General features: G+C 61.6%; 13 protein-coding genes. 3 read left to right on the top strand and 10 right to left on the bottom strand.

From position 1 onward, the window contains the following. Nucleotides 1-70: 70 nt before the first annotated feature. The 3 genes from AB8A38_RS19920 to AB8A38_RS19910 all read left to right on the top strand — a co-directional run bounded on the left by AB8A38_RS19920 (nucleotide 71) and on the right by AB8A38_RS19910 (nucleotide 3031). Complete coding sequence (locus tag AB8A38_RS19920) at nucleotides 71-946, top strand: F0F1 ATP synthase subunit gamma (RefSeq protein WP_315839864.1); 876 nt, start codon at nucleotides 71-73, stop codon at nucleotides 944-946. A gap of 76 nt (nucleotides 947-1022) precedes the next feature. Continuing rightward, the gene (atpD, locus tag AB8A38_RS19915) at nucleotides 1023-2465 is read left to right on the top strand and encodes a F0F1 ATP synthase subunit beta (protein WP_315839865.1); all 1443 of its coding nucleotides are present in this window, start codon (nucleotides 1023-1025) and stop codon (nucleotides 2463-2465) included. Between the two features lie 158 nt (nucleotides 2466-2623). Further along, nucleotides 2624-3031 (top strand): F0F1 ATP synthase subunit epsilon, encoded by a 408-nt coding sequence (locus AB8A38_RS19910; RefSeq protein WP_315839866.1) that lies wholly within the window; start codon nucleotides 2624-2626, stop codon nucleotides 3029-3031. A 43-nt stretch (nucleotides 3032-3074) separates the two neighbouring features. Here the strand turns inward: AB8A38_RS19910 and AB8A38_RS19905 are convergent, their stop codons facing one another. The 10 genes from AB8A38_RS19905 to AB8A38_RS19860 form a co-directional block, all read right to left on the bottom strand. Further along, nucleotides 3075-3569, bottom strand: coding sequence for an RNA pyrophosphohydrolase (locus AB8A38_RS19905; RefSeq protein ID WP_439087165.1), 495 nt, complete (start codon nucleotides 3567-3569; stop codon nucleotides 3075-3077). 7 nt (nucleotides 3570-3576) lie between these two features. Then, complete coding sequence (locus AB8A38_RS19900; protein WP_068730156.1) at nucleotides 3577-4080, bottom strand: RNA pyrophosphohydrolase; 504 nt, start codon at nucleotides 4078-4080, stop codon at nucleotides 3577-3579. A 105-nt stretch (nucleotides 4081-4185) separates the two neighbouring features. Then, nucleotides 4186-5394, bottom strand: coding sequence for a divergent polysaccharide deacetylase family protein (locus AB8A38_RS19895; RefSeq protein WP_439087164.1), 1209 nt, complete (start codon nucleotides 5392-5394; stop codon nucleotides 4186-4188). A gap of 145 nt (nucleotides 5395-5539) precedes the next feature. After that, nucleotides 5540-6916 (bottom strand): S41 family peptidase, encoded by a 1377-nt coding sequence (locus AB8A38_RS19890; protein WP_120287632.1) that lies wholly within the window; start codon nucleotides 6914-6916, stop codon nucleotides 5540-5542. Beyond that, nucleotides 6913-8184, bottom strand: a complete 1272-nt coding sequence (locus tag AB8A38_RS19885) for a murein hydrolase activator EnvC family protein (protein ID WP_439087163.1) — start codon at nucleotides 8182-8184, stop codon at nucleotides 6913-6915. Before AB8A38_RS19885 ends, AB8A38_RS19890 begins: the two co-directional genes overlap by 4 nt. A 159-nt stretch (nucleotides 8185-8343) precedes the next feature. After that, on the bottom strand, nucleotides 8344-8826 hold the full coding sequence (gene rlmH, locus AB8A38_RS19880; RefSeq protein ID WP_315839869.1) for a 23S rRNA (pseudouridine(1915)-N(3))-methyltransferase RlmH: 483 nt from the start codon (nucleotides 8824-8826) through the stop codon (nucleotides 8344-8346). Nucleotides 8827-8871: 45 nt separating this feature from the next. Next, nucleotides 8872-9237 (bottom strand): ribosome silencing factor, encoded by a 366-nt coding sequence (gene rsfS / locus AB8A38_RS19875; protein WP_439088563.1) that lies wholly within the window; start codon nucleotides 9235-9237, stop codon nucleotides 8872-8874. A 381-nt stretch (nucleotides 9238-9618) separates the two neighbouring features. Further along, nucleotides 9619-10248 (bottom strand): nicotinate-nucleotide adenylyltransferase, encoded by a 630-nt coding sequence (locus AB8A38_RS19870; protein WP_439087162.1) that lies wholly within the window; start codon nucleotides 10246-10248, stop codon nucleotides 9619-9621. Nucleotides 10249-10278: 30 nt separating this feature from the next. Next, nucleotides 10279-11571, bottom strand: coding sequence for a glutamate-5-semialdehyde dehydrogenase (locus AB8A38_RS19865; protein ID WP_439087161.1), 1293 nt, complete (start codon nucleotides 11569-11571; stop codon nucleotides 10279-10281). 76 nt (nucleotides 11572-11647) lie between these two features. Beyond that, on the bottom strand, nucleotides 11648-12562 hold the full coding sequence (locus AB8A38_RS19860) for a LysR family transcriptional regulator (protein ID WP_439087160.1): 915 nt from the start codon (nucleotides 12560-12562) through the stop codon (nucleotides 11648-11650). Between the last annotated feature and the right edge of the window lie 63 nt (nucleotides 12563-12625).

Below are 12625 nucleotides of genomic sequence, written 5' to 3'. Positions count from 1 at the left end.
ACGAGGTCGGACGTTTCGAACGAGAGGTTCGCGATCAGCTGATTAGCTAGATCGCCGGGGTGGACTGAGAATGGCCTCACTTAAAGACATGCGTGTCCGCATCGCCTCGACCAAGGCGACGCAGAAGATCACCAAGGCGATGCAGATGGTTGCGGCATCGAAGCTGCGCCGTGCGCAGACCGCTGCCGAAGCTGCACGTCCTTACGCCGAGAAGATGGATACCGTGATCGCCAGCATCGCCAGCGCGACCACACCGGGCACCGGCCCGGCGCTGTTGGTTGGTACCGGCAAGGATCAGGTCCACCTGCTGCTGGTCTGCACCGGCGAGCGGGGCCTATGTGGCGCTTTCAATTCCTCGATCGTCCGTCTGGCGCGTGAACGCGCGCTGGCGCTGATGAACCAGGGTAAAGAGGTCAAGTTTTTCTGCGTCGGTCGCAAGGGTTACGAGCAGCTGCGCCGCAACTTCGACAAGCAGATCGTCGGTCATCTCGAACTGCGTTCCGTGCGTCAGCTCGGCTTCGTCAATGCCGATGATATCGCCAAGAAAGTTCTGGCTCTCTTCAATGACGGTCAGTTCGACATCTGCACGCTGTTCTATTCGCGCTTCAAGTCGGTGATCTCGCAGATTCCGACCGCCCAGCAGATCATTCCGCTGGAAGTCGCAGCGCCTGCTGCCAATGCCGGCCCGACACCGACCTATGAATACGAGCCCGCCGAGGATGAGATCCTTGACGGCCTGCTGCCGCGCAATCTCGCGGTACAGATTTTCCGCGCGCTGCTGGAGAACAATGCTTCGTTCTACGGTGCGCAGATGAGCTCGATGGACAACGCCACGCGCAACGCCGGCGACATGATCCGCAAGCAGACACTGATCTACAACCGCACCCGCCAGGCGATGATTACGAAGGAGCTGATCGAAATCATCTCCGGCGCCGAGGCGATCTAACAGCAATAATCCGGTCTACCCGACCGCCGTTCAAGTTTCGGACTTCAGAGTCCTTGAGGTTTAAGGAGAAGTTTTCATGGCTAGCCCCGCCAACCAGACCGGACGTATCACACAGGTCATCGGCGCCGTCGTCGACGTGCAGTTCGAAGGTTACCTGCCCGCCATTCTGAACGCGATCGAGACCAAGAACGGCAACAACCGCCTGGTTCTCGAAGTCGCCCAGCATCTCGGCGAATCGACCGTCCGCACCATCGCGATGGACACCACCGAAGGTCTGGTTCGTGGCCAGGAAGTCACCGACACCGGCACGCCGATCAAGGTACCAGTGGGTGTTGGCACCCTCGGCCGCATCATGAACGTCATCGGCGAGCCGATCGACGAAGCCGGCCCGATCGATGCGGAAGGCCTCCGCGAGATCCATGCTGAAGCGCCGCTTTATACCGACCAGTCGACTGAAGCTGAAATTCTCGTCACCGGCATCAAGGTCGTCGACCTGCTTGCGCCTTACGCAAAGGGCGGAAAGATCGGCCTGTTCGGCGGCGCCGGCGTCGGCAAGACCGTTCTCATTCAGGAATTGATCAATAACGTCGCCAAGGCACACGGTGGCTACTCGGTGTTCGCCGGCGTTGGCGAGCGTACCCGTGAAGGTAACGATCTGTATCACGAGTTCATCGAGTCCAAGGTGAATGCCGACCCGCACAATCCGGATCCGGCCGTGAAGTCGAAGTGCGCTCTCGTGTTCGGCCAGATGAACGAGCCTCCGGGCGCCCGCGCCCGCGTCGCGCTGTCAGGTTTGACCGTCGCAGAACACTTCCGCGATCAGGGTCAGGACGTGCTGTTCTTCGTCGACAACATCTTCCGCTTCACCCAGGCAGGTTCGGAAGTGTCCGCTCTGCTCGGTCGTATTCCTTCGGCGGTGGGTTATCAGCCGACGCTCGCGACCGACATGGGCGCGCTGCAGGAGCGCATCACCACCACGCATAAGGGTTCGATCACCTCGGTGCAGGCCATCTACGTTCCGGCCGACGATTTGACCGACCCGGCGCCGGCAACCTCGTTCGCTCACTTGGACGCAACGACCGTGTTGAACCGTGCCATCTCGGAAAAGGGCATCTACCCGGCGGTGGATCCGCTCGACTCGACGTCGCGCATGCTGTCCCCGCTGGTTGTCGGCGAAGAGCACTACCAGACCGCTCGCATGGTTCAGCAGGTGCTGCAGAAGTACAAGTCGCTGCAGGACATCATCGCCATTCTCGGCATGGATGAACTGTCGGAAGAGGACAAGCTGGCCGTGGCCCGCGCCCGCAAGATCGAGCGCTTCCTGTCGCAGCCGTTCTTCGTCGCTGAAATCTTCACGGGTTCGCCCGGCAAGTTCGTCGAACTCGCCGACACCATCAAGGGTTTCCGTGCGATCGTCGAAGGCAAGTATGATCACCTGCCGGAAGCCGCCTTCTACATGGTCGGCGCGATCGAAGAAGCCGTCGAGAAGGGCAAGAAGCTGGCTGCGGAAGCGGCATAAAATTCTTACCCTCCCTCCGCGCGAAGCAAAGCTTCGCTAGGCGGGGAGGGTCGGCGCATTTGCGCCGGGGTGGGGGTGCCGCAAGCGCCTTCGCTCGTGATTACCCCCTCCCCAACCCTCCCCCGCAAGGGGGAAGGGATCAGTCAGCGGATAACGACATGGCCACCTTTCATTTCGATCTCGTCTCGCCGGAAAAACTCGCTTTCGCGGGCGAAGTCGATCAGGTCGATATCCCCGGCGTCGCTGGCGATCTCGGTGTGATGGCCGGTCATGCGCCGCTGGTAGCTGCGCTTCGTCCAGGCATCATGATCGTGACGGCCGGCGGCACCCAGCAGAAGATCATCGTGCTCGGCGGCCTCGCCGAAGTGTCCGACAAGGGCCTCACTGTGCTGGCCGAGGTCGCGACTTCGATAGAAGAGCTCGACCGTGAAGCTTTCGCAGGCCAGATCGCCGAGATGGAAGAAAAGCTGGCCGAGAAGGAAGGCTCCGCGCTGGACCGCGCTATCGAGCGCATCGACCACTTCAAGGTCATCCAGCAGCACGTGACCTCGACGGCGATGCACTGAGCGCTATAGCCCGGATAGCGCTCCGTTTCGTCAGGGCTTCGCCTCAGACAAATTTCGCAAAACTCTCAGCCACGGCGCGATAGACCTCCCGCCGGAACGGCACCACGAGATCTGCGACGCGATCCAGCCGCTCCCAGCGCCAGGCGTCGAATTCAGCCGGCTGACCGTTGCGCGGCGTCAGCGGATCGACTTCGGCATCATCCCCGGTGAATTTCAGCGCAAACCACTTCTGCCGCTGCCCGCGGAACTGCGCAAAGCGATGGCTGGGGTTCTCGAACGGGATGAAGTCGTAGGCCATCCAGCCGGTCTCGCCGAGATAGTCGGCATGGATGACGCCGGTCTCTTCCCATAATTCGCGCATTACGGCGACGCGAGGATCTTCGTCGGGATCGATACCACCCTGAGGCATCTGCCATTCCAGGCCCGGCAGAATGATCTCTGGCCCGTCATCCTTGAAACGACGGCCGATCAGAACTTTGCCGTCGGCATTGAACAGTGCGACGCCCACATTGGGGCGATAGGGGCGGTTGTCCGTCATTCCAGTACTAGCCGTCCGCCAGACCGGCAAATTCCTTCACCACCCGCTCATAGACGGGGCGCTTGAACGGCACGATCAGCTCCGGAAGGTTCTTCATCGGCTCCCAGCGCCAATTGATGAACTCGGCCTTGTGGCCACCAGGCGGATGCGTGACGTTGATTTCCTTGTCATCGCCGGTGAAGCGCACAGCGAACCATTTCTGCCGCTGGCCGCGATAGCGACCCTTCCAGGCCCGCCCGGCCACCGTGCGGGGAATGTCATAGATCAACCAGTCGGGCACTTCGCCGAGCTTCTCGACCGATTGGACGCTGGTTTCTTCATAGAGCTCGCGCTTGGCGGCCTCCCAGGTGTCCTCACCGGGATCGACGCCGCCCTGCGGCATCTGCCAGACATGCATGTCATCGACGTGCTCGATACCGCCGGCACGTCGGCCGATAAAGACGAGCCCCTGCGGGTTGATCAGCATCATTCCGACGCAAGTTCGATAGGGCAGGTCTTCGTAGCGCGCCATTCCGTCAATGCCTCTCGCGTCCGTTCGAGCACTCTTTACGCAGCAATTCGACCTTGCTGAATCGCAGCGATTCGGCCGTGCCAAATTCACCCTAGCCCAAAGACGCTAGCTTGATTTTGATTTCAGCATCGCGGTTGTCAATGGCACCAGCATGACCCCACGGCTTTCAAGGGTTTTCGCCCAGGCGCTGATACGTTCGATCGAGATTGGCAGCGCCGAAGCGACGCCGACGGCCACGCCACGTTCCTTGGCCAGCCCCTCGAGCCGCGCCAGCGCCTTGTCGATGTCTGCCGAGGTCGGCACCGCGTCGATGGCAATATCGGAGCGTGCGAAAGGCATGCCCTGCCCTTCGGCGGCCGCGGCGGCAACGCTGCGCGGCGTCGAGCCATCGTCGAACAATGCAAGCCCGCGCTTGCTGGCCTCACGTGCAATGGGTTGCATCGCCGTGTCAGTGGCGATGAAGCGCGCGCCCATGAAATTGGCGACGCCGACATAGCCCTGGAAGCGGCTCATGTGCCACATCATGCGATCGAGATTCTGCTCGGCTGTAGCCGAGGACAACAGCGTCTGCGGGCCCGGATCGTTGTCGGGATAGTCGAACGGTTCCATCGGCAACTGCAGCAGCACCTCGTGGCGCTGCGCACGGGCGCGTTCGACCAGCTTGCCGGGATCCGAGCCATAGGGCGTGAAGCCGAGCGTTACGGCCGGCGGCAGCTTCATGATGGCATCGGTAGTCTTGGCTGCACCGACGCCGAGGCCGCCAATGACGATGGAAATGCTCGGCGTCTTCATCGCCCTGGCGCGCTCGGCCTCGGAACCGGCGGCATAGGCCGTCACGGGCTTCAGCGCGCCGATGGCGATCGGCACTAGACCGTGGCGAGATTTCTCCAACAATTTCTGATCGATACCCGTCATAACCGGCGGCGGTGCATCAACCGCGGCGCTGTCCGAGCCCTCACTGGACACCACGACGTCCTTACGAGCGCCACTGGAGCCGTCGATGATGGTGATGGTCTTCTGACCGGGAGCCTCAGGCGCCTTGGCCGTCTCGGGCGTACCGTGCTTAGCCTCGACCGGCGGTTTGGCGGCGACCTTCTCATTATCGGTCGCGGCAGGCGCTTTGATCGCTACGCGCGCTACCGGCTCGCCACCCATCGGGTTGTTATTGAAGATGGCAACACCGAGAAAGCCGAGCAGCAGCAGGGCGAGAATCGTGGCAAGCGCCTGCGTTCCGGAAAAAGGCAGCCGGAACTGACGCTTACGTTTCGATTTCTGTCCAAGCGGGGCGCTTAGATCGTCCGCCGACACTGCCATGAATCTCCCGAATCAGCCGACCGGACAATAACACGCCCGGTCGTGGCCACGGCAGCCGGAAGGACATCGGATCCCTTGGGAGGATTCCAACAAAAAGGGCGACCCGAAGGCCGCCCTTTCCGCAGAATTGATGTGCGTTCGTCGATCAGTTCGGCTTGGCGGCCGCCTTGTCGTCTGCCGGCTTGTCCGCAGCAGCAGCGGCTCCCGGCGGCGGCGTGATGATTGCGTTCGACGTCACCTTGATGCCATGGAGCAAATCGGCAGCGGCCTTCAGCGCCTTGTCATTCTTGGCATCCGGCGGCACGTAGGACTGCGAACCGGTCTTCTCGTCGCCATCGTTCTTCAGATGGCCACGGAGCGAAGCCTCGCCCTTGATGTCGCGGGACTTCAGCTCATCCGGCACGTCCTGCACGATTTCGATGTCCGGGACGATGCCCTTGGCCTGGATCGACTTGCCCGACGGCGTGAAGTAACGCGCCGTGGTCAGACGCAGCGCACCGTTGCCGGAGCCCAGCGGGATGATGGTCTGCACCGAGCCCTTACCGAACGAGCGCGTACCGATCGTGGTCGCACGCTTGTGATCCTGCAGCGCGCCGGCGACGATTTCCGATGCCGAAGCCGAACCGCCATTGATCAGCACGACCACCGGCTTGCCCTTGGTCAGATCGCCAGCATGCGCCGTGCGGCGCTGGGTTTCCTCAGCGTTACGACCGCGGGTCGAGACGATCTCGCCACGCTCGAGGAACGCGTCGGAAACGGTGACGGCTTCTTCAAGCAGACCGCCCGGATTGTTGCGGAGGTCGATGATGTAGCCCTTGACCTTATCCGCGCCGATTGCCGCGGTCTGTGCCGCGATCTCGCGCTTCAGGCCTTCGGTGGTCTGCTCGTTGAAGGTCGTAATGCGGATGTAAGCGATATCGTCGCTTTCAACGCGAGCACGCACCGAGCGAACACGGATATTGTCGCGCACGAGGGTGACGTCGAGCGGATTGTCCTGACCCTTGCGGATGATCTTCAGCTTGATCTTCGTATTGACCGGACCGCGCATCTTCTCGACGGCCTGGTTCAGGGTGAGACCCTGCACCGCTTCCTCGTCGAGGCTGGTGATGATGTCGTTGGCCATGATACCGGCCTTCGATGCCGGGGTATCGTCGATCGGAGACACTACCTTGATCAGGCCATCTTCCATGGTGACTTCAATGCCGAGACCGCCGAACTCACCGCGGGTCTGCACCTGCATGTCGCGGAAGCTCTTGGCGTCCATGTAGCTGGAATGCGGATCGAGACCGGTGAGCATGCCGGAAATCGCCGACTCGACCAGCTTGCTGTCGTCGGGCTTCTCGACATAGTCGCTGCGGACGCGCTCAAACACGTCGCCGAACAGGTTGAGTTGACGATAGGTATCCGAGGTCGCTGCGCGGGCACTGGTGCCCATGAACACGGCGCGTGGCTGGGTCACGAAGAGCGTCAAGGCCGCGCCAGTGGCAGCACTCAGCAGAATTATGGAAGTCTTGCGCATCATCCGCGAACCTTTTCGCCTTCGTTAGCGGCCCACCATGGGCCTGGATCAATGGGAGTCCCGTCCTTACGGAACTCGATATAAAGCACAGGCTGGCTGGCATTGGCCGCAAGGACGGATGCTACCCGGGATGTTGATCCCATGACAGCGATCGGTTCCCCGGTAAGGACGAACTGACCAATGTTCACCGAAATACGCTCCATCCCGGCGATCAAGACATGATACCCGCCCCCAGCGTTGAGGATCAAGAGTTGTCCATAGCTACGGAACGGACCGGAATAAACAACCCAGCCGTCACACGGTGTTGTGACCTGCGCACCCGCCCGTGCGGCCAGTGACATGCCCTTTTCGACGCCACCGACACCATCGGAACCGCCGAAATTGCGAATTTTAACCCCGTTGACCGGAAGTGCGAGCATGCCCTTTGCGGAAGCAAAGGCGATCGCCGGACTGAGCCTGCCGGGGTCCTTGAAGGCGCCGATATTTGGCTTGCCGTTGCTGAGCGCCGCCGGCGTGCCCTGCAGACTGGCTGTGGCCGCTGCCTTCGCCGCCGCCTTGGAATCCTGCTCCATCTTCGCGATCAGGCCTTGCAGACTGTCGACCTGACGGGACAACGTCAATGCACGCGCGGCTTCCGCTTCCATGTCCTTTTCCGCAGCCGACTGCTGCTTCTGGCGCTCCTCAGTAAACGACGCGAGGCGTGTCTGCTCTTCCTTCAGCTTGTCGCGATCGCCGGCAAGCTGATCGCGCTCCGTCGAGATCGCCTTGCGCAAATTCACGAGTTCGCTGAGGTCAGCCACCAGTTTCTCGGCGCGCGCGCGCATGTCGGGCACGACGGAGCCAAGCAGCATCGCCGTACGCAGCGACTTCAACGCGTCTTCGGGACGTACCAGCAAAGCCGGCGGCGCGCGGCGGCCCGCGCGCTGCAACGCCGACAGCACTTCGACGATTTCGCCGCGGCGCGATTCCAGCGTGCCGCGGATCTTCTGCTCGCGCGCATCCAGCGGCCGCAGACGCACTTCGGCATCGTCGATCCGGGTTTCGACGCCGCGGACGCGGGCGGCGATATCGATGAGCTGCTGACTAAGCTTGCCGCGATCCTGTCCGATTGCCGCGATATCGGCTTTCAGTTTCGTCTGCAACTCTGCGGCGCTCTTTTGCTGCGCGCGGATCGCTTCGAGCTCCTGCTCGCGCTGACGAATGATATCAGGCGATGGTGCATTGGCTTGCTGGATTGGCGTAACCGTTTGCGCCCGGACCGAGGTCGTCATCAAACCTGCAAGAGTCGCTGATACCAGCATCATAGAAAACGACGACGCGTTCGACATCCCGCGGCGAACGGCGTCGTGTTCAGATGGAATGGACCGCGGTGACAGCATCGTGGTTTCGACAGCGCCTTCTTTCAAACGCGTTACGCTCAATACCGTGAGCTAAACGCGGTGATACGGGTGGCCAGCTAAAATTGTAGCGGCCCGGTAAATCTGTTCCAGAAGCATGACGCGAACCATTTGATGCGGCCAGGTCGCCGAGCCGAATGCAATGCTCAGTTTGGCTTTGCGCCGCAATTCGGGCGAAAGTCCGTCCGCCCCGCCGATGACAAAAACATTATGCGGCACCGCTTCGTCCCGCCACTTCCCGATATGGCGAGCGAAACTGGCGCTGTCGACGCTGCTGCCACGCTCGTCGAGCGCTACTAATACAGCCTTTTCCGGAATCAGCGCCGAAATCGCCGCTGCTTCCTCATTGATCCGGGTCGCCGCATCGCGTGCGCGGCTTTCCGAAATTTCATGAATCGCAAGGCCACGAAAACCGAGCTTGCGGCCGATATCGTCGAAGCGATCACGGTACCGTTCCGCGAGCTCGCGTTCCGGACCCTGCTTGAGCTTGCCGATGGAAATCACAAGAAGATGCATTGGCGCAGACTAGCACGCGTCGCGCCGTTGCCGAATGCCCGTGGCTCAAACAGCCTTCAGTCCGATCCGCGGTTCATCCGACGGGCTCTGCGTCCACAGTCGTTCCAGATTGTAGAATTCGCGAACCTCGGGCCGGAAGACGTGCAAAATGACCTCGCCGGTATCGATCAGCACCCAATCGCAATTGGACAGGCCTTCGACATGCAGCTTCTTCTGGCCGGCTTCCTTGAGACCCTTGGCAACATTTTCGGCCACCGCACCGACATGGCGATTCGACCGGCCTGTCGTCACGATCATGTAGTCGGAGAAGGCCGACTTGCCGCGCAGGTCGATAGTCACCGTTTCCTCGGCCTTCATGTCGTCAAGGCGAGCGAGAACGAGATTGAGCGTTTCGGTCGCGCTGTCGCGCAGCGGTGCTGCTGCAGCGGATTTCTTCGCTTTGGGCGCAGCAATCTTCTTCGGAATGGCAGCCTTTGGAGCGGCCTTTGCGGCAGCAGGCTTGGTAGCGGCCTTCGGCTTTGCGGATTTTGACGCGGCGGCCTTTTTCGGCGCGGCAGTCTTCTTTACCGAAGTGGGTTTCTTGGGCGAAGCGGTCGCTTTAGGAGAAGCGGCCTTGGACGAGGCTTTCTTGGCGCCCGTCTTGGACAATACAGAAGTGGCCAGAGGACCATTCCTTTCACTGTATTGGGACGCCGAATGCGACGCCCGGTGAGATCAAGTATGCATGTGGGAATGCCGGATTCAATATTCCAGCGCCCGCCCTATAGCACTTATCGGGCGAGTGTTGTGGAATTACGTCTTCCAGCTGCCATCCGGGTTCCGCAGCCGGGTGGAGGACAGATTCAGCTTCAAACCGGTCAAAAATACCCATGCGGGAGGCTTCAGATCGGCCAATGACCCAGCGTCCTGCTCCGGTATCCGGTAACGGCCGAGGGCCTGGGCGGCGGTCGATGCAAGTCCCTGGAAGCTCTGCGGCGGCCGGTCGATGACCGCAAAGGGCACCTCTCCGGCAATCACCTGCCAGCTCTCCCAGCGGTGAAACTGGGCGAGATTGTCGGCACCCATGATCCAGACAAATCGTGCTTGCGAACATCGACGTCGGAGGTAGCTGATGGTGTCGACGGTATACCGCGTACCGATGACACTCTCGAGACAAGTGATATCGATGCGCGGATGATCGGCCATCGCCCTCGCAGCAGCCGCGCGCTCGGCGAGATCGTGCAGATTGCGTTGATCCTTCAGCGGATTGCCCGGCGAGACCAGCCACCAGACGCGATCGAGCTGCAGCCGTTTCATCGCGAACAGGCTGATGGCCCGATGCGCGGCATGCGGCGGATTGAACGATCCGCCAAGCAGACCGATCCGCATGCCGGGACTATGTGACGGTATGCCCTGCGCCGGCGGGACTGAATGCAAATCCAATTCAGTCTCCACGCGCCGAAACGCACATCATCACGGCCTGGTCTGTCCGGTGCCGTGAATGCGATATTTGAAACTGGTGAGCTGCTCGGCACCGACCGGGCCGCGCGCATGGAATTTGCCGGTGGCGATTCCGATTTCTGCACCGAAGCCGAATTCACCGCCGTCGGCAAACTGCGTCGAGGCGTTATGCAGTACGATCGCCGAATCCACTTCGTTGAGAAACTTCGTGGCCACCGCGACGTCCTCGGTCACGATCGCATCGGTGTGATGCGAACCGTGATCGCGAATATGCGCGAGCGCGTCATCGACACCATCGACGACCCTGGCCGAGATGATCGCGTCTTCGTATTCGGTGTCCCAGTCCTCGTCCGTTGCAGGCTTGACGCGAGCATCGGCCTGCTGCACGGCGACGTCACCGCGCACCTCGCAGCCGGCATCGATCAGCATCTCCACCAGCGGCTTCAGATGCGTGCCGACGACTGCGCGGTCAATCAGCAGTGTTTCCGTCGCGCCGCAGACACCGGGACGGCGCATCTTGGCATTGAGCACGATCGACTTCGCCATATCGAGCTTCGCGGCGTGATCGACATAGGTGTGATTGACGCCTTCGAGATGCGCAAATACCGGCACACGCGCTTCGGCCTCGACACGCGCAACCAAGCTCTTGCCGCCCCGCGGCACGATCACATCGACGCCGCCATTGAGTCCGGTCAGCAACAAACCAACAGCCGCACGATCGCGCGTCGGCACCAGCGTGATCGCAGCTTCAGGCAGACCGGCTTCGCGCAGGCCCTGCACCAGACATTCGTGAATCGCACGACACGATCGGAAACTGTCCGAGCCGCCGCGCAGGATCACCGCATTGCCGGACTTCAGGCACAACACGCCGGCATCCGCCGCGACATTCGGACGGCTTTCGAAAATCACAGCAACGACGCCGAGCGGCACGCGCACGCGCTCGATGGTCATTCCATTCGGCCGCTGCCAGCTCTCGGTGACGGCGCCGACGGGATCAGCGATGTCATGGATGACGCGGATGCCATCCGCCATCACGTGCACGCGCGCCTCGGTCAGGGTCAGCCGATCGATAAAGGCCGATGTGGCGCCATTGGCACGCACCTCGGCGACATCCTCGGCATTGGCCGCCAGAATCGCAGGCGCACCGGCACGGATCGCGCGCTCCATGGCCGCAAGCGCCCGGTTCTTTTGCTCCGTTGGAGCCACCGCCAACGCACGCGCAGCCGCACGGGCGCTCCGGGCGAGGTCATTCATCAGGACAGGCAAATCTGCCGATCCGTCGATGGCTTTCAGCGAGGCGGTCATAAGGGGCTCAAATTAACGGAATAGGACTGTTCATCCCAAAATAGGGACTCATGAGAGCAAGGTCAAAGCGTGTTCGCTACCACCCGGCAGCAGTGCGCTCGCGGATCGATTGCGCCACGAGCTGGATGCCGCGGTAAAGCGCGCGACCGGCCGGCGACAGGTCACGCCCGACGCGACGGATCAGATACAGATCGCGCTCGATGACGGGATCGAGCAGCCTGCGGAAGGTCAGCACGGGGTGGTCCGTCGCCGGCAACGCCAGACCTGGCAAAGGCGCCACGCCGACGCCGGCCTCGACCATGGCAAGCAAGGTCGCCGGGTGTTCGGCCTCATGCAGCGGGCTGCTACGCCCTAGTTCCTGCAGACCGCGTTCCATTTCCAGCCGGATGCCGGTGCCGGTCGCCATCGCGATCATACCCGCGGCGACGCCGTCCACCCAGTTGACGGCGTCTTGTGACGCCAGCGCGTGATCCCGTCGCATTACCAGCGCAAACCGGTCGGTCACGAGTTTCGTCGCGTCGAGATCGGCATCTTCGCCCGGGACATTGGCGATGCCGAGCTCGGCGTCGCCGCTGCGCAGCCCGGCAATGATCTGATGCCGTGACACTTCCTTGAGCGTCACGCTCACCATGGGATATTCGCGCTGGAAGTTCGCCAACACCACCGGCATCAGACGCAATGCCACCGACGGCACGCAAGCCACCGTCACATGGCCGCGGCGATGCTCGCGCAGATCGCGTAAATCCTGAATTTGGTGATCGAGATCCGCGAGCAAACGCTGGATCCCCGGCAGGAATTCGACACCGACCTTGCTGAGCTGAACGCTGCGCGTCGTCCGGTCGAGCAGCCGGACCTGCAGCTCGTCCTCGAGCTGGCGAACGGCCTGGCTGAGGGCGGACTGGGAGACGCCAAGTTTCCGCGCGGCTCGGCTGAAACTGCCAGCCTGAACCACCTCGACGAAGGCACGGAGTTGCCGAAGGTCGATATTCATAAGCATTACAGATAAATATATCTATTTTTCCCGACTTGTTAATGAAATTAACGGGTGCAAGAA

Source organism: Tardiphaga sp. 839_C3_N1_4 (assembly GCF_051811045.1).
Lineage (GTDB): Bacteria > Pseudomonadota > Alphaproteobacteria > Rhizobiales > Xanthobacteraceae > Tardiphaga.
Note: the sequence above shows the minus strand (reverse complement) of the source record. Positions and strands in the feature narration are given on the sequence as shown.